This window comes from Neptuniibacter marinus (assembly GCF_965223595.1).
Taxonomy (GTDB): domain Bacteria; phylum Pseudomonadota; class Gammaproteobacteria; order Pseudomonadales; family Balneatricaceae; genus Neptuniibacter; species Neptuniibacter marinus.
In genome coordinates this window covers 1,448,836-1,474,420 of record NZ_OZ245004.1, presented here as the reverse complement: position 1 = coordinate 1,474,420, position 25,585 = coordinate 1,448,836, and the positions used below count along the sequence as shown (strand labels likewise).

Annotated in this window: 10 protein-coding genes and 4 tRNA genes; 5 read left to right on the top strand and 9 right to left on the bottom strand. The window is 45.0% G+C overall.

Annotated elements, in window-relative coordinates; genetic code table 11:
* Nucleotides 1-57: 57 nt before the first annotated feature.
* The 4 genes from ACOQOE_RS06825 to ACOQOE_RS06810 all read right to left on the bottom strand — a co-directional run bounded on the left by ACOQOE_RS06825 (nt 58) and on the right by ACOQOE_RS06810 (nt 2,502).
* The gene (locus ACOQOE_RS06825) at nt 58-294 is read right to left on the bottom strand and encodes a YdcH family protein (protein WP_067864184.1); all 237 of its coding nucleotides are present in this window, start codon (nt 292-294) and stop codon (nt 58-60) included.
* Nucleotides 295-433: 139 nt separating this feature from the next.
* Nucleotides 434-751: a BolA family protein gene (locus tag ACOQOE_RS06820; RefSeq protein ID WP_067864181.1), complete on the bottom strand. Its 318-nt coding sequence runs from the start codon at nt 749-751 to the stop codon at nt 434-436.
* Nucleotides 748-2,100, bottom strand: a complete 1,353-nt coding sequence (locus tag ACOQOE_RS06815; protein WP_420555287.1) for a DUF3422 family protein — start codon at nt 2,098-2,100, stop codon at nt 748-750. The genes ACOQOE_RS06820 and ACOQOE_RS06815 overlap by 4 nt, the downstream gene beginning before the upstream one ends.
* 36 nt (nt 2,101-2,136) lie before the next feature.
* On the bottom strand, nt 2,137-2,502 hold the full coding sequence (locus tag ACOQOE_RS06810) for a hypothetical protein (protein ID WP_067864175.1): 366 nt from the start codon (nt 2,500-2,502) through the stop codon (nt 2,137-2,139).
* 183 nt (nt 2,503-2,685) lie between these two features.
* Here ACOQOE_RS06810 and ACOQOE_RS06805 point away from each other — a divergent pair, with 183 nt between their 5' ends.
* Nucleotides 2,686-3,357 carry a hypothetical protein gene (locus ACOQOE_RS06805; RefSeq protein WP_067864172.1) on the top strand — a complete coding sequence of 224 codons (672 nt, stop codon included), beginning with the start codon at nt 2,686-2,688 and terminating at the stop codon, nt 3,355-3,357.
* 73 nt (nt 3,358-3,430) lie between these two features.
* Here the strand turns inward: ACOQOE_RS06805 and ACOQOE_RS06800 are convergent, their stop codons facing one another.
* From ACOQOE_RS06800 to ACOQOE_RS06785, 4 genes are all read right to left on the bottom strand, one after another.
* On the bottom strand, nt 3,431-6,862 hold the full coding sequence (locus ACOQOE_RS06800; RefSeq protein WP_420555286.1) for an SbcC/MukB-like Walker B domain-containing protein: 3,432 nt from the start codon (nt 6,860-6,862) through the stop codon (nt 3,431-3,433).
* On the bottom strand, nt 6,859-7,605 hold the full coding sequence (locus tag ACOQOE_RS06795; RefSeq protein ID WP_067864166.1) for a DUF4194 domain-containing protein: 747 nt from the start codon (nt 7,603-7,605) through the stop codon (nt 6,859-6,861). Before ACOQOE_RS06795 ends, ACOQOE_RS06800 begins: the two co-directional genes overlap by 4 nt.
* Complete coding sequence (locus ACOQOE_RS06790) at nt 7,595-9,028, bottom strand: Wadjet anti-phage system protein JetA family protein (RefSeq protein ID WP_420555285.1); 1,434 nt, start codon at nt 9,026-9,028, stop codon at nt 7,595-7,597. Before ACOQOE_RS06790 ends, ACOQOE_RS06795 begins: the two co-directional genes overlap by 11 nt.
* A 186-nt stretch (nt 9,029-9,214) precedes the next feature.
* Nucleotides 9,215-23,080, bottom strand: coding sequence for a retention module-containing protein (locus ACOQOE_RS06785; RefSeq protein ID WP_420555284.1), 13,866 nt, complete (start codon nt 23,078-23,080; stop codon nt 9,215-9,217).
* 323 nt (nt 23,081-23,403) lie between these two features.
* On the opposite strand from ACOQOE_RS06785, the gene ACOQOE_RS06780 reads away from it, so the two are divergent.
* From ACOQOE_RS06780 to ACOQOE_RS06765, 4 genes are all read left to right on the top strand, one after another.
* Nucleotides 23,404-23,479 (top strand) — tRNA-Asn (locus ACOQOE_RS06780).
* 24 nt (nt 23,480-23,503) lie between these two features.
* Nucleotides 23,504-23,579, top strand: a tRNA-Asn gene (locus ACOQOE_RS06775).
* Nucleotides 23,580-23,596: 17 nt separating this feature from the next.
* Nucleotides 23,597-23,673: transfer RNA gene (locus ACOQOE_RS06770), tRNA-Pro, on the top strand.
* 36 nt (nt 23,674-23,709) lie between these two features.
* Nucleotides 23,710-23,786 (top strand) — tRNA-Pro (locus ACOQOE_RS06765).
* Nucleotides 23,787-23,810: 24 nt separating this feature from the next.
* On the opposite strand, the gene ACOQOE_RS06760 is transcribed toward ACOQOE_RS06765, so the two are convergent.
* Nucleotides 23,811-25,571 (bottom strand): sugar phosphorylase, encoded by a 1,761-nt coding sequence (locus ACOQOE_RS06760; RefSeq protein WP_420555283.1) that lies wholly within the window; start codon nt 25,569-25,571, stop codon nt 23,811-23,813.
* Between the last annotated feature and the right edge of the window lie 14 nt (nt 25,572-25,585).

Here is a 25,585-nt window from a genome sequence, read left to right as displayed (position 1 = left end):
AACAAAAAAGCCCACATTATTAAATGCAGGCTTTTATCATTTTAAACGATTACAAGGTTAGGCTTGTAACATGGCGAATAACTCATCTTTCAATTTCAGACGTTTTATTTTCGCCTCCTCTTCAACCTGAGTGCTAACAGCTTCAATTTCCGCTTCCATATGCTCTACATGCTTTGTTAGTTCATGGTATTCACCCAAAAGACTAGCAAACCGATCATCTTTCATTTTTAAGTCATGAATACGTTCACGGTATTCTGGAAAATCATTAATTAAAGCATGGTGTTCAATAGGCATTAGGTTCCCCTTATATTTATTCTGCTTCTTTATGTCTTCAGTCTCCTCCTCTACCTAACTGAAAACATTGACAAGCATCAACACTCTGATTCAAACAACTTTGCCTTAAGCTTAACCAACTTCACCTTGCTTTCTAAGCTTAATGATCTGCTTTTGACCCCCCTAAACATTTAGGGGAAGGCATAACAGTCTCTCCCTTTTTATGCCACTCAGACTGGGTAAACAAATGCATTGATAAAGCATGTATTGGTTGCTTCATCTCTTCTGCAAGCAAGCCATATATTAGTTGATGACGCTGAACTAAGCGCTTACCTGCAAAATCCTCAGAGACGATCGTCACTTTAAAATGGGAATCGGTTGCCGGCCCTGAATGCATATGACTTTCATTTTCAATCTCTAGATGGGCAATAGATAATCCCGCTTCCAACTTAGTTTTAATAATTGCTTCAATGCTCATTTTTTAACCTTCTTGTCACTCTCGGCTTTGGCTACTTGGTCTATTGCCATTTTTAAGAAATGTTTATGTATTTTTCGTGTAGTAAACGCAACCAAACCAATTACCACCGGCACAGATATACCCATAATCAGATCTTTATTTAACTCTATACCTGAATTATATAGTGCCTCTAATAAATATTTCAGCAAGCCTATAGTGTAGTAACTGATCGCTGCAACCGATAAACCTTCTACCGTATGCTGCATCATCAATTGCACTTTCGAACGCTGATCCATTGACGCTAACAGTTCTTGGTTTTGCGACTGTATCGAAAGTTCAACACGCGTTCTCATCATTTCAGCTACACGGTCGATACGCCGAGATAGATCTTCTAACCGATTACTGGTAGCACGACAGGTCTTAACCGCTGGGGTTAATCGGCGTGTCATAAACTCTGTAATTGTTAAATGTCCTGAGACCTCGTCTTCTCTTAGCTCTTCCAAACGCTTAATGACAAGATCATGATAAGCATAAGTAGCACTAAACCTAAATGTAGCTCTCGCTCTACAATCTTCTACCCAAGCAGCCATATCGGTTAATCGTGATAATAGCTCCTGTTCATCAATATCCTTGCTATGGGCTAGATGATAAGTTACATCGGCTAATTTCTGGTCCATAGCCCCTAGTGTAGGATTAATATCTCGCGCAGTAGGCAAAGAGAGTAGACACATCAATCGATAGACTTCAATCTCCATAATTCGCTGCGCTAATCGTCCTAATTGGCTATCACTCATCTGTTTGTTATAGATAAGAAAACGGCCAAAGCCATCTCCATGAGTCTGAAATGTTGTCCAAACACGGGCATCCCCATCTTGAGGGCTACTACCTACTAAGCGCATACCCTCAAAAAAGCGCTTTACTAATGGCAGATTCAACTCTTGTGTTTGACGTGCATCCTCAACTGACAAATGAAAAGCACACATCACAGTACCGGGAATATCTGCTAACCAGCCTTCAGGCAGAGGAGTTAAGCCGGTAATTTCAAAAGGATTCCCGCCCTGCTCTATATCTGTATTGATAAAGGTATAGGTCGTGAACTCCATATGTTTTTCACGACGTATCCGTAATTTATCAAAATCACAGTGATAACAAAGTTCATCAACCTGCGGTGGAGTCACTCCAAAGTGATGATACAGTTCCTTAAGGTGCTCAAATTGCTGCTGACTTTCCTCAGAATCACACATAACAGCCAAGTGGGTAATTCGAGAAGGACTCTGAATTACCTGAAAGGGACGAGAGTGTAACTCACTGTATAAGGACTCTCGCATAGGATGCATATGCAACCCATAAGGCTTTACTGGTTGTTCCATCTATGTACTCCAAAAAGATCAAACAAACGTTAACGCTTAAAGTTCGTCTAAATTAGCCATCATTAATGGCAGGGAACTTAAATCTATCGCCATAATTTGCGGATAAACATCAAACCACTGTTTAAACGATTCATAAGTCAGTTCATGGGGCCAATAATCCCCTAATTCATCCCACGCAGAAAGTTCATTTTGAAAAATCTGTAACCACTGGGCTTCTAACGCTTTACTAAAATCAGCTTCGGAGCTTACCTCTGCGATAAGATATACAGTACCTTCCCGCCTTTGCTCCTCTAGAGATAAACACTGATGTAAACCATCAGCATCCACATCAAGGCTATTAGTCCAATTTGCAAAGGGTTCTCGTGGTAGCACAACAAACGCTGAACGATTCAGCAACTTCATGGTTCTTATCCTTTGCTTTCGTTATACTCGCAGTAACAAACGGTTGTGGTTTTATACCCATCATAACAGCTCATAAATTTCCCTCTAGGGGCAAAGAGACGGAGTTTACACCCAGTCGATGTGGATTTTTAGCCTACTACTCTTGACCCGTATAGAAAACAACATTCGTTTTAGGCTTTAACAGTGATTATCCCAGTACTTCAACAACTTAACACGCGTGATGAATGGATGGCTTTCTGTCGTAGGGAAACGCCCTACTGTTTTATTGAAACGCCTGAATGTTTATTAGATTTCCAATCCAGCTTTTTAATCATCACTCTTTTATCTAATACGACCTTAGATCACGATGCTATCAAATATAGTTTAGGCTCAAGAACGAGTATGGAGCCTGTATGGCGGTTAATTAAAGGCTGTAATTGGAGCCTCAATACGATTATTTTGGGCCTTGAAGAGATGGATTTTAGTAGTAATGTTCGCGATAATTCTTTATTGAAAGTCCACACAGACCTAAGCGTCCGTAAATATTTCAGTCGAGAGCGCGGCATAATACCCCCCACACGTTTAGGACTGCTGGAGCCTTTAATGGCTTTACCGGATATTTGGGATCCGATGACACTTAATCAACTGATCAGTAACCAACAATTTTCCGATTTGAAGAACGAACAAAAGCCACTTTCAAATCTATCGCCCCTAGCAATCAATGAACTTAAGCTTATACTTTTAGATCCCGCTGAACGGTGTGTAGGGAAAATGCATGCTGGACGTTTACATATTTTCCGAGGAAAGCGACCATTTATTAGTTTAATCCCTCAACTACATTGGCCATCACCTCGCCTGAAACGAAAAACTAATTAACAGCCCACCTCCAATAATAGAAAAGGCGCTAAAAAGCGCCTTGTTTATCTACGTTAGTTAACTATTTCAGTGTCTAAGATTCAACCAAATCTATTGCAGCATCAGGCTCTAAGTCAGCAATCATTTTCAAAGGGTTATCTGAATTTAGAAGCTCTCGTCCCCGTTGAGTTGGGAACTCTACATCTAAATCTACCACTCGCCCATCACGACAAACGTTGATAATGGTATCCATACATGAACTTAGTAATGAATACTTTTCATCCGGCGCTGCGATAATAGTCTGTAGACCTAAATCACTCATAAAGCCAAGTGAGGTTACTGTATTTTCTGAATCCAATTTATTAAAGGCTTCATCAAAGACAGAAAGACTCATACCACCTAAAGGTTGACCATCACTACCTTCTCTAAGACGGTAAGTAGCCCCTTGTGCAGCTGCAATCGCCACATAAAAAGGAACCTGGTGCTCACCACCCGAGCCGGTTTTTATACGCTGAGTTAATGTTGTCTTACGATTACCATCAAGGTCTTTAACGACTAATTCAAAGTTATAGAAGTTACGGTAGTCTTGTAACAAACTACTCTCCCCTTCATCTTTTAACACTTCATGGATTTTCGCTAAAGCATCTTTATGGGGCTTATCACTGTCAAATTTAAGATCAAATAATGACCCTACATTCGCCGAATCCATCTGTGTGTACGCTTCAACCAGCTCTAAAATATCCTTCAACTCAGGGTTCGGCATCATCTCAAAGCTATACATCTCTTTATGGAAAGGACGGCCTTTAAGATGTTGATTTAATTCACGAATAAGATCTTTTATCTTGTTAATTTGATCATTCAGGTGCGCGACAAAATCTGAACGGAAAGCTGTTTCAGCTTCTAAACGAGCCCGCTCCGCTTTTTGGCTGTAGTTAGCCAGTTCAGAATCCTTAAGTGCCTGAACGGTTTCATCCACAAACGCGGCCAATTCTTCATGGCTCGAATCTGCTGTCACCTTGTCCAGCTGCTGATGGCTTAAACCGCCACCATGGTATTTAGCTTTATATTGTGCAACACCATCACGAACGGCATTTTTCTTCTTCTCATGCAAAGAGAGCTCAGACTGAGCCTTTTTCGCCGCTTCAAAGATAATACGCTCTAATTCACCAGAGCAACTTTCATCGAGATAATCACGTTTTTCTTGGGCTGACTGAGCATCATAGTCTGCACTCGCTTCACACTTGGTACGAGCTACGGCATGCTCTTCCAACTCGGTATCAAGGACTTCTAGCGCTGCGTTATCTTTGATAATGGAGGTACGCACTTTTTGCAGTTTATCCATCAAGGAACGTTGCATCTGTTCCGTTTCTTTCTGCTCCGCCACATAGTCAGCAATGCGCTGTTGGATCCCTGTATCATCATGATTGCGTAGGTCGGTAATTGCTTGGCGCTGCCCCTCAATCTCTGTTGTTAACTGCTCGCGCTGATTAACAAGGTCAAAGACACGTTCGTTAACATTATCTAATCCGTTATTTAGTGTAATTAACGCATCACGTAATTTTTCTAGCGCATCATGATTTTTACCCAATTCAGAGAATTCAGTAATCAATTGATCCACTTGCTTACCTTGTAAAGCGGCTTGGTCTGAACGACGACGTATACCCATTATAGGTTGTTGTTCATTAATCGCTGTTGTCGACCCTTCTGTTTGCAACATGCAATCATAAGTTAAGGCACGTTCATGGCGAAGTAGCTCGGTTTCCGTCTCAACTGCCATAACACCACCTAATGCACGGTTCATATAAGCGCGGGCATGGTCATTCTCGGTATCAATAAAATGAGCTAAAGAACCGGCTTTATAACGGCTGAGCCATTCACCGGATTTAGTCGTATTCACAATACGACAGCCTTTAAGGTGACGACCTTTACGACGATAAAGCGTAATCGCTTCTTTGACCCGATCAGGATCGACAATCAATGCTTCTCGACGTGCCCCGAGGAAGGACTCAATAGCAATACGCCACTTATCATCATTAATATCGGCTAATTCACAGATAGGCGTTGATTCAATACCGTACTCCTGCAATAGCTCCATTAACTCTCGGGTATTACGACGTACAGGCGCATGACCTTGGCGCAGAGACTCAACCGCATTTTTCTGATTTTGAATATCTGAACGTAACTCATTAATCCGAATAACAGAGTGTTCATATCGTCTTGATACTTCACGACGAACACCTTCTATCTGTTGTTTCAGATTATCCAAAACATTATCGACCTCCACCGGCGATTGTGGCCATAAATCCGCCATAATATCCTGCCCGGAGCGCCATTGAGCAACACACTGTTCCACAACAGGGACGAACTTCTTTGGTAATAGTTCTGAGTTTTCAGCAAACCCAACGGTTGTTCGCATCAAGCTGTAGACCGCCTGAATCCGTTCTTTAACAACATTCACTTCATGGGTTTTTGCGGTGATAGAGGATTCGAGAGCTTTCACTTTATGCGCAGAATCTGAGGTATTTAATTCAGCCCGTGCATCAGCCAAATGCTGCATAATCTTATTAAGTTTATCGCTCTTATTTTCGAGTTCTTTTTGCAGTTCGATCTCTTTTTCGTGATTGTCCTCTAAACGCTCAGCTGCATCCTCTTTTTTAAGGTCTGCATTTTCAAAACGCGTTTCATGTACTACCCACTCATATTCGAGAGCATTTTTCACGTTACGCTGAATGCCATTACAAAGCTCTTGAACTTTTTCAAGTTCACCAATACGGTTAGCCACTTCGCGAGTTTTCGTTTCCATCGCACGGTATTCGTCGAGCGATTTACGGAAAGCGCCCACATGTACGATGTTTTCATCCAGTACAAACTCACGGATAAAACGTGTCGGGCTATCAATAGGGACGAACTTTAGTGCATTCTTAAAGTTTTTAACGAATTTATCATCATCATTCGGCATCTCAGGGTCATAACTTAAATGTGTTACTAACTCCCTGACAAAGCGACTAGAACGTTTCTCTAAGATCATATCTGGACATTGCTTTAACAGATGCCCACGTACATGCTCCCACGATTTAGGCAAACGGCCTTCGCCTGTTTTTTCAGTGAAATCATCCAGTGATACAGCACAGTCCGGCAAGATAAAACGCCCTAAGATATCTTCATCCGCTGCAGCCGTTGAGGCACTGATTGCTAAGCCTACGGTTGTTTCTTTAGCGGTTTCTGTATCGAAAAAGCTCAACGCCAGATAGCAGAGGGAATCTTGACGAGCGGTATTTTTCTTACCATCATCATCCAAAAAACCTAGGCAGTATGTGCGAAGACTACGTTCACTCTTTTCACCGGCTGAGGCGTTAAAACTTAGGTGACGTTTATTACCACCCATAAGCACCGTTTGGATCGCATCTAAAAGCGATGATTTACCGGAGCCGTTTGGCCCCACAACAGCAACATTACCCTTAATCGGTATTTCAACGGCACCTAGGACATACCAGTTAACCATAATAATACGGTTTAGCTGCTTCATGGTGTTGTTACCTCATCATCCGTGCTGCTATGTTCTGTCATGGTTTCTTCCGGTTCAGTCGAGGCTGCTGATGCTTCAACCTCTTCAACCTCACTAAGCCCATCACTTAGCTCTGTATTTTCATCCGCGGTTGTATCTACAACAAGCTCTGCATCCTGCTCATCTTGATCACAAAGGCCTTCTAATTGACGGATAAAATCTTCTACCACTACTTGGCGAATAACAGGGTTAATTTTTAATGGGATATTTTTAGGATCCATCTCATCCGGCTTGCCACGCTCAATGACCCCATGACGAGAGAATAAAGACAATATTTCTTTTAATCGTGTTTCGTTTGGAATCTCTTTACGCGTCAGGTTCTCATACAGCGTCAATAACTCATCTGTGCTGGTATAAGCTTGTCCACCTTCGACCTCGAAATTCTCTAAACGTTGTTCATATTGCTGACGAATACATAACAGTAATAAAGATTCATCAAGACGTAACCGCATAAAGCGCTCTTCGCCTTTAGGTAAAATCCCCATATAGGCTTCGTCCGGTTGATGGATAAAGCTCCAACCAATCGCTTCAAAAAGATTGGTAAAGTAATCCACATGTGAAGAGACTAAGAAATAGCTTTCTCTATGCCCTGGACGTTCCGCATAAAGGAACTGATTTGTCAGCAGTTGATTCGCCGCACGGCTGAAATCACTCGCTTGGTATTGATCGCTACGACCAATAATTTTCTGCAGATCACCTAGCATTTAAAACGTCCTTTGAATGCTCTTTTCTTGTTATGCAAAAGTCCCGACACTCAACCATATCGGCAACGTTAACGTAGTTTTCGTTAAAACTAATATTGTAACGGTCGCTGGTTTTTCTCGCTTTTTTGCCCATGGACTTCATATGTCTGATGTAACTAAAACAGATGTAATCTTCTATGGAATCAATTTCAAAATCTTTCGCAGCAGCCTTATCTCGTCCAATCAGATGACGTTCAAGATAAGCTTCGACGCGATCAATTTTAACTTCTCGACGCTCCTTATATTCTTTAAAGAGCTGACGTAAATATAAAACTTTAGGATCAATCTCTTGCTTTGTAATCACCCGTGGTTCAGCAGCGATCCGACGTTTAATCGGCGCACGTACACTGCCAGGGGCCAGAAAACCAACCGTTTCTAAACTCTTGACCCTAGGTATCTCACGACCAGCTTTTTGCGCAATATCTGCAATCACACGGGACAACCGCGAAGCCATCCCAGGCGTCGTTTTATCCATATAACGCACGGTATCCGAAACCCGTTTTTCCAGACGGTAACGAAAATCATCAATTGTGGCCAAGCGTTGATCAACCGAAACAAAAATGCGAATAATACGATTAATATGTTGATGCACACGCGCTTCAGCGTCATGAATATCCACTTCAAACTGCTGCTGATAGTGCATAATCAGTTGTTGTAATTTAATGGTATCGAACTGTAGCTCTCTCAACAGAGATAAAATTTGCTGACGGAAGCGGAACGGATTGTTTTTTGTCTTTAAAGTTTTGTAGTCAGAAACCAGTATATGCTCTACAAATCGATCAAAAAAGTTACGCACAATCTCTTGCGGGTTATTAGTGAGCGACAAATTAATCTTCAGTTCGCGCAACCCAAGCATCATATCCGTTAAATGAGCACTAAAATCAGCAGCAGTTTGCGCAGCCTCAGATAGAGTAATACCACGCCCAACAGGGTCATTAACCGCAGACTCTAAAGAGCTCAAGACGTTCAGTACGGCCCCGCCATAGCTTCTTTTCTCTAAGTTAGCGATAGACACTAAAGTACGCAGTAAAAAGCTATTTGCTGGAGAGAGTAGGACATACACACGGTAGATACGCTGCTCCTCTTCCAACCATCCGGTGGACACTAGCCTGCGATAAATACGGCTAGTATATTCCGCCGTTGAGCGAGGTACTTCTTGCTGTTCCTCTTCTGTATCCCCTTCTTCAGGCTCCCAACGTCTAACACCGAGCCTGACTACAGCAGCTTCAATAGTCGAACGTACTAAATCTTTAGGAACAAACGGGTCTACAAGGTCTTCATCGAAGAACAGATCAGCCAATGAGGTGAGTACAGCCTGATATACCTGCCGATTTTGACCCGACAAAGGTAAGAACAGATCATCAGGAAGTTTATTAAAAAGCATTCAGCGTTAATCCGCAGCGTTATTTTTTTGAATAATAACCACCGATTCTAACGGAAAAATCGCATAGGGATAAGGGGTAAAAGGGGTTCAAAAATGAAGAAACCCTATCCTATTGATTAATATTATTTTTAGATAAAAAAAAGCACCCGATTCGGGTGCTTTTTATTTCACTTGATTAGCACTGAATTAAACAATGCCATCATCAATATTGTTACTGGTTAACAAGGTCGTTAGTAGATTCTGAGCTTCTGCATCATTACTAACGGATAAGTTATTCACATCCACCCGTTGCACAACCTCATTTGAGGAGGAGTCAGTAATGGTCAGCTGTAAATGACCAGAATTCATAACGGCATCTAGTGTATGCGATCCATCAGATAGAACATCAGACAGGTCGATTACATCATTCTCTGCAGTATTAAAATCAGTAATCTGATCAACTGTTGGGTTAGTGCCTGTACCTAAATCAGATTTAGACCAAACAAACAGATCTTCACCTGCTCCACCCGTTAGAATGTCATTACCTTCGCCACCAATAAGCACATCATCGCCATCACCAGCAGATAGTGTGTCATCTCCGGTACCTGCCAATAAGATATCATCAAACTCGGTGCCAACCAGTGAATTACCTGACACTGTATTGATATCAACGATCGTAGAATCAGTGTTCGCAGCGCTTGGTGTGCCTAATGTATATTCGAATGAAGCATCATCGCCGCCATAATCTGCATCCGATGCGTCTATCGCCATATATAACTCATAGGAACCAACACCATTATTTGGGCTATCAACTTTGACAAAATAATTACCAGACGTATTCGCAGTGTAATCATCGTAAGCACTACCATTATTTTCCCCAATGGTGGTTACAAAGTTACCCATTGAATCATAAACACTAACGTTAGTATTTATGGACGCATTATCAATATCAAAGTGAATACTCTCCCCTTCAGCCAACGTAATCTCAAACCAATCTTCATCGCTTGAAGAACTTAGCTGGCCGATAAAGGCAGCTGCATAGCCCGATTGATTCAACCCTGACAAGTTAGAGTTATTTGAACTAAACAATCCCCTGTCCGTCATATCAACCGCATTCGCCATTGTATTATTAGGACTGGCTGATTCATCCTCAGTAATAATGGCTGCTGCAGTAGAGGTAGAGAAGTCACTTTCAGACAGTCCGCCACCTCGAGTGAAAATAATATCACCCGCATCATTAACAATCCCACCAAGAGCATTATCAACACTCGTAATAACTCCGCCATCTTCCTGATCATTATGCAAAATTGCAATCTCAGGAATAACGACTGGAGAGCCGTCTGCTATATTCGTAATCACATTGTCACGATTAGCATCGAGCTGAGCTGTGAAATCAAGATCCAACTTCATAGCTAAGATAGCTGTATCTCCATCATTATCTACGGCTTGAATATCGAACAACTCTTGCGAGCCCAACAAGCTGGTAGTGACAACAATATTGTAACTATATTCACCCGTAATGAAGTTCAGCATCATATCCCCGCCGATATCTGTCTCAACGGTAAGGATTTCATTATTAGCACCCGAAACTAAGCCTGCGAGGCTAACAGTAGACGGATCTGCACTCATAACCTGAGTATCAGGATCATAGCTATATACAACACCATTAATTGTAATCGAGGTAACCTGACCTCCATCGGCACCTAGAACGAAACCACTATCGCCTGCCGCACCCAGCGTACTTTCAACAGTACCGCTAATAGAATCATTACTAAACGCTTCAAGAAGCGCATTTGCTAGATCATTAGGGTCAGAAAGCAAAATAGTGTTTTCTTCTGCTGTATTGCTATTATTAGCATCTACATAAGCTGTATCAGCCGAATAGGCAACATCGTTTAGATGGTTAATAGCACTGCTACTATTACTTAAAACGTTACCGATTCCTATTGCATAAGATTCAGTAATTCCATTGTCATCAAGGAAAGCTTCCCAAGCATCTGTGCCGCTCAACGATGAAGAACTTCCTTCCGGCGTATACCTGACACTACTGTCAACGCCATGACTACTGTTAGGCACACCATCCGTTACAAAATAAGTGAACGTCTGGTCAGCTGGCGGTGGTGTAGTTAATTCGTATTCAGACATTACCGCATTTAACGCGGTATCGTACTCAGTACCACCACTTGCAATAAGATTATCTAAATACTCATAAGCGGCAGCAACATCATCAACAACCCAGCCGCTACTATCCGTACCACTCGAGAAATCAACAATCATTACGTTGACATTACCGGCCCCATCGGCAGAATCAATAAGCTGTTTTAAGGCGTCACGAGCTATCTCTAAGTAATATAAATCATCATTATAATAGTCATCGGCCATACTACCTGAGCGGTCTAAGACAAGAAGTAAGTTAGTGGTAATTATCTCTTGTTCACCGACTAAGCTTTGGTTGATATCAAATGCATTAACAGTGTCATCTTCCACATTAACAACTAAGTCGACAGATTCCGGCGCAGATAAGCCATCAGATACCGTTGCCGCAAATGTTAGTGTTTCATTATTTTCACCATTCGCTTCCTCATGATCGATCCCTGCTAATAAATTAACATCATACTGGGCACTATAGTTCCCATTTCCATTATCTACTGTGTCGTTCAGAGTTATAGTGGCTACATCTACGCCAGCATTACTAGTACCTGTTAAAACACCTTGTATTGAGTTGGACTCATCTGTATCAGCAACCCATGTCCAAGTCACAGGACTTCCATCAGAAGTAACCCCAGCAGGGCCTGACAAACTAATAGCGAACTCAGAATTATCCGGATCGACAATTGTAATTACACCAGAAGCGCTAGCTGTATCCCCACTATCATCAGCTTCAAGTGCACCTAAAGACGGTATAGCTTCTTCAGAGATACTCAAAGGTCCTTGAACAGATAGCTGAGGGATATCATTTATAGGATTCACAGCAACTGTCACTGTTGCGACATTGGACTCATGACCTGCCAAATCCTTAATAGTGTATGTAAAGGTATCTACACCATAAAAGTTAGCGTTCGGCGTATAAGTAACCGTCCCATCACCATGAACAACCACAGAGCCATTAGCAGGATCAGTTTGAATTACAATTGAAGAAGGATCTAAATCACCATCCACATCGGAGTCATTATCATCTAAGTCAATGAGAATTGGCGTCTCTTCATCGGTCGTGATCGGTGAGCTAATTGGAGTCGAAAGATTTTCTGTTACCCAGATATTATTATCACTTGAATCAAGTAACTGAACATCAAATACATAATCACCTCCTTGATCCCAATAGAATACTTCGACAGTATGTTGGCCACCCGTTAAATCGACACTTTTAACCGATTCAGTCGGCGAAGTAATCGCGTCATATTCAAAAATATCAACGCCATCAATATAAATTACAAACCCATCATCATGCTGAACATCAAATGTATATGAACCATCAGCAGGGATATCAATCAACCCTGACATATGAATCACACCATCTGTCGCCTCTTGTGTACTCGTTCCTTGAATTGAAGCGGCATCTTGTTTCAAGAACCATTCAAGATTCGACGGAGCACTACCGGATGAGGTGACATCATCAGCAAGATCTCCGGTACCCACAACTTCACCGGAGTCATAACGGTTATTAGCATTGGTATCGGTATACCCGTAATTAATTTGCGTTGAGATAAATGTAATCTCAGCTTCATTTGCAGCCACATAGTCTTTAACCTGCTGAAGACTAATTAAATTGCCGCCATCAACACCTTCACGGTAACCATAGTACTCAGAAGCAAGTCCCCCAGAGATTGAACCTCCATCAGGATCATCAACCGCTACAGGCGCATGATCATTATCGGTAATTTCAGTCTCAACACTGTTGTTGGTCACATCTTCAGCGATGTGCTCGAAGTTAGTATCGGTGATGCTATCGATTGCGATGGTGAAGCTCTCGGCACCTTCCGCCAACACATCATCTAAGGTGTCGATGGTGAAGGTATTTGAGTTGTTGCCCGCTGGGATATCAACACTCGCAACACCCGTGAAGTCTGTGCCATCGGCGGCAACACCGCTGTAGGTGAAGGTTACTGTGATCGGTGTGGCAACATCGGCTGCAGGTTGATCCACAGCTACGGTATATGGCGTTGTAGTATTGCCTTCGATAACCGACGCAGGGCCTGTTAGGGAGATATACGCGGTTTCTGTATCCGGCTCTGTCGTACCTGGATCCGTGTCATCAGTGATCTGCGTTTCAACGCTGTTGTTAGTGCTATCTGCACCGATCGCAGGATAGTTACTATCCGTAATGCTATCGATTGCAATGGTGAAGCTCTCTGCACCTTCGGCCAACACATCATCTAAGGTATCGATGGTAAACGTATTCGAGTTGCTTCCCGCTGGGATATCAACACTCGCAACACCCGTGAAGTCTGTTCCATCCACCGCAACACCGCTGTAGGTAAAGGTCACGGTAATCGGGGTCGTTACGCTGGCCGCTGGCTGATCAACAGCTACGGTATACGGCGTAGTGGTATCCCCTTCGATAACAGACGATGGGCCGGTTAACGACACGGTTGCGCCATCATTATCAATAATGGTGGTCTCAACACTGTTATTAGTCGTATCTTCAGCAATATGTTCGAAGTTCGTATCAGTGATGCTATCGATTTCGATGGTGAAGCTCTCAGCGCCTTCCGCTAGGGCATCATCCAAGGTACCGATAGTGAAGGTGTTCGAGTTGCTGCCCGCTGGGATATCAACACTGCCCACACCGGTAAAGTCCGTTCCATCAACGGCAACACCGCTGTAAGTAAAGGTCACCGTAATCGGTGTGGTTACATCACCCGCTGGCTGATCAACGGCCACCGTGTACGGTGTGGTGGTATTACCTTCTACAACACTGCTTGGGCCTGTAATAGAGACGTAAGCGGTTTCTGTATCCGGCTCTGTCGTACCTGGATCCGTGTCATCAGTGATCTGCGTATCCACACTGTTGTTGGTCGCATCTTCAGCAATATGCTCGAAGTTGGTGTCAGTGATGCTATCGATTGCAATGGTGAAGCTCTCTGCACCTTCCGCTAACACATCATCTAAGGTGTCGATGGTGAAGGTATTTGAGTTGCTGCCCGCTGGGATATCAACACTTGCAACACCCGTGAAGTCTGTGCCATCAGCCGCAACACCGCTGTAGGTGAAGGTTACTGTGATCGGTGTGGTTACATCGGCTGCAGGTTGATCCACAGCTACGGTATATGGCGTTGTAGTATCGCCTTCGATAACCGACGCAGGGCCTGTTAGGGAGATATACGCGGTTTCTGTATCCGGCTCTGTCGTACCTGGATCGGTATCATCAGTGATCTGCGTATCCACACTGTTGTTGGTCGCATCTTCAGCGATGTGCTCGAAGTTAGTATCAGTGATGCTATCGATTGCGATGGTGAAGCTCTCGGCACCTTCCGCTAACACATCATCTAAGGTGTCGATAGTGAAGGTATTTGAGTTGCTGCCCGCTGGGATATCAACACTGGCAACACCGGTGAAGTCTGTGCCATCGGCCGCAACACCGCTGTAGGTGAACGTCACTGTAATAGCTGTCGCTACATCCGCTGCAGGCTGGTCAACACTGATTGTGTATGGAGTGGTTGTATTGCCTTCGATAACAGAACTTGGACCTGTAAGTGAGACATAAGCCGTCTCAGTATCAGGCTCAGTAGTACCTGGATCGGTATCATCAGTGATCTGCGTATCCACACTGTTGTTGGTCGCATCTTCAGCGATGTGCTCGAAGTTAGTATCGGTAATGCTATCGATTGCGATGGTGAAGCTCTCGGCACCTTCCGCTAACACATCATCTAAGGTGTCGATAGTGAAGGTATTTGAGTTGCTGCCCGCTGGGATATCAACACTGCCCACACCGGTAAAGTCTGTACCGTCCGCTGCAACACCGCTGTAGGTGAAGGTTACTGTGATCGGTGTGGCAACATCGGCTGCAGGTTGATCCACAGCTACGGTATATGGCGTTGTAGTATCGCCTTCGATAACCGACGCAGGGCCGGTTAGGGAGATATACGCGGTTTCCGTATCCGGCTCTGTCGTACCGGGATCGGTATCATCAGTGATCTGCGTTTCAACGCTGTTGTTAGTGCTATCTGCACCGATCGCAGGATAGTTACTATCCGTAATGCTATCGATTGCAATGGTGAAGCTCTCTGCACCTTCGGCCAACACATCATCTAAGGTATCGATGGTAAACGTATTCGAGTTGCTTCCCGCTGGGATATCAACACTCGCAACACCCGTGAAGTCTGTTCCATCCACCGCAACACCGCTGTAGGTAAAGGTCACGGTAATCGGGGTCGTTACGCTGGCCGCTGGCTGATCAACAGCTACGGTATACGGCGTAGTGGTATCCCCTTCGATAACAGACGATGGGCCGGTTAACGACACGGTTGCGCCATCATTATCAATAATGGTGGTCTCAACACTGTTATTAGTCGCATCTTCAGCAATATGTTCGAAGTTCGTATCAGTGATGCTATCGATTTCGATGGTGAAGCTCTCGGCACCTTCCGCCAACACATCATCTAAGGTGTCGATAGTGAAGGTATTTGAGTTGCTGCCCGCTGGGATATCAATACTCGCAACACCCGTGAAGTCTGTGCCATCGGCAGCAACACCACTGTAGGTGAAGGTCACTGTAATAGCTGTCGCTACATCCGCTGCAGGCTGGTCAACACTGATTGTGTATGGAGTGGCTGTATTGCCTTCGATAACAGAACTTGGGCCTGTTAGGGAGATATACGCGGTTTCTGTATCCGGCTCTGTCGTACCTGGATCCGTGTCATCAGTGATCTGCGTATCCACACTGTTGTTGGTCGCATCTTCAGCGATGTGCTCGAAGTTAGTATCAGTGATGCTATCGATTGCGATGGTGAAGCTCTCGGCACCTTCCGCTAACACATCATCTAAGGTGTCGATAGTGAAGGTATTTGAGTTGCTGCCCGCTGGGATATCAACACTGGCAACACCGGTGAAGTCTGTGCCATCGGCAGCAACACCACTGTAGGTGAAGGTCACCGTGATTGCAGAAGTCACATCCGCTGCAGGCTGGTCAACACTGATTGTGTATGGAGTGGTTGTATTGCCTTCGATAACAGAACTTGGACCTGTAAGTGAGACATAAGCCGTCTCAGTATCAGGTTCAGTAGTACCTGGATCCGTATCATCAGTGATCTGCGTATCCACACTGTTGTTGGTCGCATCTTCAGCGATGTGCTCGAAGTTAGTATCGGTAATGCTATCGATTGCGATGGTGAAGCTCTCGGCACCTTCCGCTAACACATCATCTAAGGTGTCGATAGTGAAGGTATTTGAGTTGCTGCCCGCTGGGATATCAACACTGCCCACACCGGTAAAGTCCGTTCCATCAACGGCAACACCGCTGTAGGTGAAGGTTACTGTGATCGGTGTGGCAACATCGGCTGCAGGTTGATCCACAGCTACGGTATATGGCGTTGTAGTATCGCCTTCGATAACCGACGCAGGGCCTGTAATAGAGACGTAAGCGGTTTCTGTATCCGGCTCTGTCGTACCTGGATCCGTGTCATCAGTGATCTGCGTTTCAACGCTGTTGTTAGTGCTATCTGCACCGATCGCAGGATAGTTACTATCCGTAATGCTATCGATTGCAATGGTGAAGCTCTCTGCACCTTCGGCCAACACATCATCTAAGGTATCGATGGTAAACGTATTCGAGTTGCTTCCCGCTGGGATATCAACACTCGCAACACCCGTGAAGTCTGTTCCATCCACCGCAACACCGCTGTAGGTAAAGGTCACGGTAATCGGGGTCGTTACGCTGGCCGCTGGCTGATCAACAGCTACGGTATACGGCGTAGTGGAATCCCCTTCGATAACAGACGATGGGCCGGTTAACGACATGGTTGCGCCATCATTATCAATAATGGTGGTCTCAACACTGTTATTAGTCGCATCTTCAGCAATATGTTCGAAGTTCGTATCAGTGATGCTATCGATTGCGATGGTGAAGCTCTCAGCGCCTTCGGCTAAAACATCATCCAAGGTATCGATGGTGAAGGTGTTCGAGTTGCTGCCCGCTGGGATATCAACACTGCCCACACCGGTAAAGTCCGTTCCATCAACGGCAACACCGCTGTAGGTGAAGGTTACTGTGATCGGTGTGGTTACATCACCCGCTGGCTGATCAACGGCCACCGTGTACGGTGTGGTGGTATTACCTTCTACAACACTGCTTGGGCCTGTAATAGAGACGTAAGCGGTTTCTGTATCCGGCTCTGTCGTACCTGGATCCGTGTCATCAGTGATCTGCGTATCCACACTGTTGTTGGTCGCATCTTCAGCAATGTGCTCGAAGTTAGTATCAGTGATGCTATCGATTGCAATGGTGAAGCTCTCTGCACCTTCCGCTAACACATCATCTAAGGTGTCGATGGTGAAGGTATTTGAGTTGCTGCCCGCTGGGATATCAACACTCGCAACACCGGTGAAGTCTGTGCCATCAGCAGCAACACCGCTGTAGGTGAAGGTCACCGTGATTGCAGAAGTCACATCCGCTGCAGGCTGGTCAACACTGATTGTGTATGGAGTGGTTGTATTGCCTTCGATAACAGAACTTGGACCTGTAAGTGAGACATAAGCCGTCTCAGTATCAGGCTCAGTAGTACCTGGATCGGTATCATCAGTGATCTGCGTATCCACACTGTTGTTGGTCGCATCTTCAGCGATGTGCTCGAAGTTAGTATCAGTGATGCTATCGATTGCGATGGTGAAGCTCTCGGCACCTTCCGCTAACACATCATCTAAGGTGTCGATAGTGAAGGTATTTGAGTTGCTGCCCGCTGGGATATCAACACTCGCAACACCGGTGAAGTCTGTGCCATCAGCAGCAACACCGCTGTAGGTGAAGGTCACCGTGATTGCAGAAGTCACATCCGCTGCAGGCTGGTCAACACTGATTGTGTATGGAGTGGTTGTATTGCCTTCGATAACAGAACTTGGACCTGTAAGTGAGACATAAGCCGTCTCAGTATCAGGTTCAGTAGTACCTGGATCCGTATCATCAGTGATCTGCGTATCCACACTGTTGTTGGTCGCATCTTCAGCGATGTGCTCGAAGTTAGTATCAGTGATGCTATCGATTGCGATGGTGAAGCTCTCGGCACCTTCCGCCAACACATCATCTAAGGTGTCGATAGTGAAGGTATTTGAGTTGCTGCCCGCTGGGATATCAACACTGCCCACACCGGTAAAGTCTGTACCGTCCGCTGCAACACCGCTGTAGGTGAAGGTTACTGTGATCGGTGTGGTTACATCGGCTGCAGGTTGATCCACAGCTACGGTATATGGCGTTGTAGTATCGCCTTCGATAACCGACGCAGGGCCGGTTAGGGAGATATACGCGGTTTCTGTATCCGGCTCTGTCGTACCTGGATCCGTGTCATCAGTGATCTGCGTATCCACACTGTTGTTGGTCGCATCTTCAGCAATATGCTCGAAGTTGGTGTCAGTGATGCTGTCGATCGCAATGGTAAAGGTCTCAGCGCCCTCGGCTAAAACATCATCCAAGGTATCGATGGTGAAGGTATTTGAGTTGCTGCCCGCTGGGATATCAACACTCGCAACACCCGTGAAGTCTGTGCCATCGGCAGCAACACCACTGTAGGTGAAGGTCACTGTAATAGCTGTCGCAACATCCGCTGCAGGCTGATCAACACTGATTGTGTATGGAGTGGTTGTATTGCCTTCGATAACAGAACTTGGACCTGTAAGTGAGACATAAGCCGTCTCAGTATCAGGCTCAGTAGTACCTGGATCGGTATCATCAGTGATCTGCGTATCCACACTGTTGTTGGTCGCATCTTCAGCGATGTGCTCGAAGTTAGTATCAGTGATGCTATCGATTGCGATGGTGAAGCTCTCGGCACCTTCCGCTAACACATCATCTAAGGTGTCGATAGTGAAGGTATTTGAGTTGCTGCCCGCTGGGATATCAACACTGGCAACACCGGTGAAGTCTGTGCCATCGGCAGCAACACCACTGTAGGTGAAGGTCACCGTGATTGCAGAAGTCACATCCGCTGCAGGCTGGTCAACACTGATTGTGTATGGAGTGGTTGTATTGCCTTCGATAACAGAACTTGGACCTGTAAGTGAGACATAAGCCGTCTCAGTATCAGGTTCAGTAGTACCTGGATCGGTATCATCAGTGATCTGCGTATCCACACTGTTGTTGGTCGCATCTTCAGCAATGTGCTCGAAGTTAGTATCAGTGATGCTATCGATTGCAATGGTGAAGCTCTCTGCACCTTCCGCTAACACATCATCTAAGGTGTCGATAGTGAAGGTATTTGAGTTGCTGCCCGCTGGGATATCAATACTCGCAACACCCGTGAAGTCTGTGCCATCGGCAGCAACACCACTGTAGGTAAAGGTTACTGTGATCGGTGTGGCAACATCGGCTGCAGGTTGATCCACAGCTACGGTATATGGCGTTGTAGTATTGCCTTCGATAACCGACGCAGGGCCTGTTAGGGAGATATACGCGGTTTCTGTATCCGGCTCTGTCGTACCTGGATCGGTATCATCAGTGATCTGCGTATCCACACTGTTGTTGGTCGCATCTTCAGCGATGTGCTCGAAGTTAGTATCAGTGATGCTATCGATTGCGATGGTGAAGCTCTCGGCACTTTCCGCTAACACATCATCTAAGGTGTCGATAGTGAAGGTATTTGAGTTGCTGCCCGCTGGGATATCAACACTGGCAACACCGGTGAAGTCTGTGCCATCGGCCGCAACACCGCTGTAGGTGAACGTCACTGTAATAGCTGTCGCTACATCCGCTGCAGGCTGGTCAACACTGATTGTGTATGGAGTGGTTGTATTGCCTTCGATAACAGAACTTGGACCTGTAAGTGAGACATAAGCCGTCTCAGTATCAGGTTCAGTAGTACCTGGATCCGTATCATCAGTGATCTGCGTATCCACACTGTTGTTGGTCGCATCTTCAGCGATGTGCTCGAAGTTCGTATCAGTGATGCTATCGATTTCGATGGTGAAGCTCTCAGCACCTTCGGCCAACACATCATCTAAGGTGTCGATGGTGAAGGTATTTGAGTTGCTGCCCGCTGGGATATCAACACTCGCAACACCCGTGAAGTCTGTGCCATCAGCCGCAACACCACTGTAGGTGAAGGTTACTGTGATCGGTGTGGCAACATCGGCTGCGGGTTGATCCACAGCTACGGTATATGGCGTTGTAGTATCGCCTTCGATAACCGACGCAGGGCCTGTAATAGAGACGTAAGCGGTTTCTGTATCCGGCTCTGTCGTACCTGGATCCGTGTCATCAGTGATCTGCGTTTCAACGCTGTTGTTAGTGCTATCTGCACCGATCGCAGGATAGTTACTATCCGTAATGCTATCGATTGCAATGGTGAAGCTCTCTGCACCTTCGGCCAACACATCATCTAAGGTATCGATGGTAAACGTATTCGAGTTGCTTCCCGCTGGGATATCAACACTCGCAACACCCGTGAAGTCTGTTCCATCCACCGCAACACCGCTGTAGGTAAAGGTCACGGTAATCGGGGTCGTTACGCTGGCCGCTGGCTGATCAACAGCTACGGTATACGGCGTAGTGGTATCCCCTTCGATAACAGACGATGGGCCGGTTAACGACACGGTTGCGCCATCATTATCAATAATGGTGGTCTCAACACTGTTATTAGTCGCATCTTCAGCAATATGTTCGAAGTTCGTATCAGTGATGCTATCGATTGCGATGGTGAAGCTCTCAGCGCCTTCCGCTAGGGCATCATCCAAGGTACCGATGGTGAAGGTGTTCGAGTTGCTGCCCGCTGGGATATCAACACTGCCCACACCGGTAAAGTCTGTACCGTCCGCTGCAACACCGCTGTAAGTAAAGGTCACCGTAATCGGTGTGGTTACATCACCCGCTGGCTGATCAACGGCCACCGTGTACGGTGTGGTGGTATTACCTTCTACAACACTGCTTGGGCCTGTAATAGAGACGTAAGCGGTTTCTGTATCCGGCTCTGTCGTACCTGGATCCGTGTCATCAGTGATCTGCGTATCCACGCTGTTGTTGGTCGCATCTTCAGCGATGTGCTCGAAGTTAGTATCAGTGATGCTATCGATTGCAATGGTGAAGCTCTCTGCACCTTCCGCTAACACATCATCTAAGGTGTCGATGGTGAAGGTATTTGAGTTGCTGCCCGCTGGGATATCAATACTCGCAACACCCGTGAAGTCTGTGCCATCGGCAGCAACACCACTGTAGGTGAAGGTCACTGTAATAGCTGTCGCTACATCCGCTGCAGGCTGGTCAACACTGATTGTGTATGGAGTGGTTGTATTGCCTTCGATAACAGAACTTGGACCTGTAAGTGAGACATAAGCCGTCTCAGTATCAGGCTCAGTAGTACCTGGATCCGTGTCATCAGTGATCTGCGTATCCACACTGTTGTTGGTCGCATCTTCAGCGATGTGCTCGAAGTTCGTATCGGTAATGCTATCGATTGCGATGGTGAAGCTCTCGGCACCTTCCGCTAACACATCATCTAAGGTGTCGATAGTGAAGGTATTTGAGTTGCTGCCCGCTGGGATATCAACACTGGCAACACCGGTGAAGTCTGTGCCATCGGCAGCAACACCGCTGTAGGTGAAAGTAACTGTGATCGGTGTGGCTACACTGGCCGCTGGCTGATCAACACTAATGGTATAAGGTGTTGTAGTATTACCTTCAATAACAGTAGAAGGGCCTGTAAGCGAAATAGTAGCAGTATCTTCTGCACCTGGAGGGTTATCAGAACCAGCCTGGTCAGCAATCGTTGTGGTAATACTGCCCGTGCCAACGACTAAGCTCTCATAGCCTCCGCCTGTACTTCCAGTAATACTAGCAGTGAACTGTTCACCGTTATCCGCGTATGCATCGTCTGTTGTAACTACATCAAATGAAGCGGACGTAGTACCTGCAGCAATGATGACATTTGTATTAACAGGAACTAAATCACCGTTATCTGTAGTGATATGCCCAGTAACTACACTTATAATGAGATCTGTTAACGGTGGATTACTTACCGTAACCGTATATGTTGCCACCTCACCTTCAACGACCGTTGTCGGCCCATCAATATCTAATACAACTGTATCTTCATCCCCTGGAGGGTTATCACTGCCGACCTGATCCAAAATTGTTGTCGTAATAGAGCTATCACCGAGCTCTATATTTTCATAGCCGCCACCCACAACGCTATCAAAAGAAACATTGTACTGCTCACCACTATCGGCAAAATAATCATCATTCGTTTGAACATTAAAGGATACGGAGCTTTGACCTGCGGGAATCGTTACATCTATGCTTAGGGGGACTAAATCACCATCATCTGTAGTCACATGCCCCGTAATAACGCTAACTGTCATATCAGTTAATACAGGCTGACTTACTGTAATAGTATAAGTAGCGACTTCACCCTCAACTACTGTACTAGGACCGCTGATGCTGATAACAGGCTGAACCAAAACGATTTCATCGCCGTCATATATAGGCCGCTCAGTCTCACCCTGACCAAAACCTGCCGTTTCATAACCAGTACTAGGATCAACTTCTTCCGCTGTACGTAGGATGTTGACTGTAGTAGAGCCTTCGTTACCTTCAGCACCCTGCTCACCACCCGCGGCGGTTTCTTCTGCAACATCGGTAGGGTCGACACCGGCTAAAATAGCAGCTTGAATAGATTCGGCATCAGCAGCAGCTTCGCTCGTATCAAAATTATCAGACTCTAGATATGTTTCACTACTCGCCAACCAATTCTGGCCGCCATCTAATTTGACTAGGTCACCATTATCCATAGCAATTTCTATAGATGCATCAGGTGCCACACGAACCATCTCATCAGCATATACCTGATCGCCTAAAGCTAAAGTGCGCTCTGTACCATCGGATTTAATGGCTACTGCGCGACCAATTAAGTGTGAAACCGTACCCATAACACTCATATCTAATAAAATCCTTTAAAAACCTTTGGGTGATTACACCTTTATAGTTATAAAACACAACAAAAACTATTGTACCGAGGTACAGGTAGACTCAATCATTGAGGTTTTTTTATATATTTTTTATATAGATAGAAAAAACATCTCTGCAGACCTAGCCCAAGAAAAAACACATAAAAGTACAATTCCCTGAACAACAAATAACCTATTATTACAACTACTGTTTAACTATCAACCAACCCAGCTAATCTTTTAAAAAATTGGCAAAAATCTCTTGACGATTTGCAGCTGCGTCATTAAGATACGCCGCACTTTCGAGGTACAGATCCCTGATAGCTCAGTTGGTAGAGCAGTAGACTGTTAATCTATTGGTCGCTGGTTCGAGTCCAGCTCAGGGAGCCAATATCTTGAAAGTACAACTGAAAATCCCTGATAGCTCAGTTGGTAGAGCAGTAGACTGTTAATCTATTGGTCGCTGGTTCGAGTCCAGCTCAGGGAGCCATCTGAAAAGATGAACGTCGGAGTGTAGCGCAGCTTGGTAGCGCATCTGGTTTGGGACCAGAGGGTCGTAGGTTCGAATCCTATCACTCCGACCACTTTTATCTTTTGGCTTTACTGCATAGCAGGTATGTCGGAGTGTAGCGCAGCTTGGTAGCGCATCTGGTTTGGGACCAGAGGGTCGTAGGTTCGAATCCTATCACTCCGACCACTTCTTATTTTATCCTTCCTTATCTTATATTTCGTTTGATAACCAAATACTTTGGTAAGGTGCAAGCTCGATCGTTGCATGCAGATCATCAAAAACATCATCACTCAATAGATCTGACCATTGATGCGTATTTATTAAGTTTAGATCCGATAAAAGCAATGTTGCTGGCTTATCACTAAGATTATTCAAACAAAAAATACTCTGTCTTCTATTAATCCCTTGTCGCCAAAAACCAAATATCTGATCTCCTAAATGGAGGGTAAATTGCGTTGCATTAGGATGGAAAGCTGTCTGCTTTGTACGAATGGAAATAAGCCGTTTCATCGCATCAAAAATATATGCGTAATGTGAAGTTTCGTCACCCAGAAGCTGGACCAATGAATCATACTCCCAATGATGACGATTAATTGAACGAAAATGCCCCGTCATTTTGACTCGCTCATGATCATTAAGACTGCCCAACAAGCTTTGGAAATAGATGCCTGGTATACCTTCCAGTGCCAACATTATTCTATGCGCACACAGAAAGCGTTCCACACCAAACTCATCCTCTCCTTCTATCGTTCCCTGCAGAGCCTCAAAGAGAGTAATATTGATCTCATAAGGCTTATTTACTCCATCTTCTAAAGCACGCCACGAAACATGCCCCCCCCATTCCTGCATCCTGTCTGTCAACATTTCAACCTCAGTATCAGGTAAGATCCCCTCCACTGGCCGCAAACCAATACCATCATGGGAAGCTATAAAGTTGAAATAGGCCGTACCATCCTGCGCAGGAGGCATACTCATCATCCACTGCTTTAAATAAAAACTTTGGCCTGTTAAAAGCGCATGCAAGAGCAAGGGCGGCAGTGAAAAGTTATAGACACAATGAGCTTCATTAGCATTACCAAAATAGGATAGATTTTCCCTACTCGGTATATTGGTCTCGGTAATGATCATGGCAGTAGGGCAAGCAAATCCAATCAAAAGTCGCAATAATCGAACAACCTCATGGGTTTGCTCTAAATTCAGGCACGTTGTCCCGCTCTCCTTCCACAAAAAAGCAATGGCATCCAAACGGAAAATATTAACGCCGTTATCCAGATAGAAGCGAACAAGCTTTACAAACTCTTTTAAAACTTTTGGATTTCTAAAATCAAAATCTACTTGATCATGACTAAAAGTACACCAAACATGCTGAAGGCCCTTTTCAGTTTCAACCTCTCTCAACAAAGAGGTTGTTCGTGGACGAACAACTTGAGACGTATCATCGTCAGGACTCGCCACATAGAAATAATCACTTCCAGGCCCCTCTCCTTTAATGAAGTTTTGAAACCATCCGCTCTCACCTGAGCAGTGATTAATAACAACATCAGACATCAAACGAAATTCAGCAGCCAGTTTTTTAATATCATCCCACTCGCCAACAGACTCTCTTACTTTATAATAATCACTGACGGCAAAGCCATCATCTGAGCTATAAGGGAAAAAGGGCAACACATGCACGCCATTAATGACCCCATCGCACTGCTCATGCAGAAAGCGATGCAATGTTGTTAGCGCCCTTTTGCCCGGTTCATATAGAGAATCACCATAAGTAATCATAATGACATCACTTTCATCCCAGTAGTTTTTATGAGATACAGGTACGCTATCAACCTGCTGAAGACGCATTATCTCAACAAGTTCCGACGCCAAATCAGCCAGTATTTCGACACTTTTTTCAGAATATATAACCTGAAGGTGGTTAGATATCTGAAAACTTAATTGCTCATTAGCTGAATCATTCACACTACGATCCATATCTGTAATATCCC

What these genes read in the sequence shown, in the direction of transcription:
- ACOQOE_RS06820 (WP_067864181.1), bottom strand. Translation starts at nt 751, where the DNA reads ATGAGCATTGAAGCAATTATTAAAACTAAGTTGGAAGCGGGATTATCT.
- ACOQOE_RS06815 (WP_420555287.1), bottom strand. Translation starts at nt 2,100, where the DNA reads ATGGAACAACCAGTAAAGCCTTATGGGTTGCATATGCATCCTATGCGA.
- ACOQOE_RS06795 (WP_067864166.1), bottom strand. Translation starts at nt 7,605, where the DNA reads ATGCTAGGTGATCTGCAGAAAATTATTGGTCGTAGCGATCAATACCAA.
- ACOQOE_RS06825 (WP_067864184.1), bottom strand. Translation starts at nt 294, where the DNA reads ATGCCTATTGAACACCATGCTTTAATTAATGATTTTCCAGAATACCGT.
- ACOQOE_RS06810 (WP_067864175.1), bottom strand. Translation starts at nt 2,502, where the DNA reads ATGAAGTTGCTGAATCGTTCAGCGTTTGTTGTGCTACCACGAGAACCC.
- ACOQOE_RS06760 (WP_420555283.1), bottom strand. Translation starts at nt 25,571, where the DNA reads ATGGATCGTAGTGTGAATGATTCAGCTAATGAGCAATTAAGTTTTCAG.
- ACOQOE_RS06785 (WP_420555284.1), bottom strand. Translation starts at nt 23,080, where the DNA reads ATGAGTGTTATGGGTACGGTTTCACACTTAATTGGTCGCGCAGTAGCC.
- ACOQOE_RS06790 (WP_420555285.1), bottom strand. Translation starts at nt 9,028, where the DNA reads ATGCTTTTTAATAAACTTCCTGATGATCTGTTCTTACCTTTGTCGGGT.
- ACOQOE_RS06800 (WP_420555286.1), bottom strand. Translation starts at nt 6,862, where the DNA reads ATGAAGCAGCTAAACCGTATTATTATGGTTAACTGGTATGTCCTAGGT.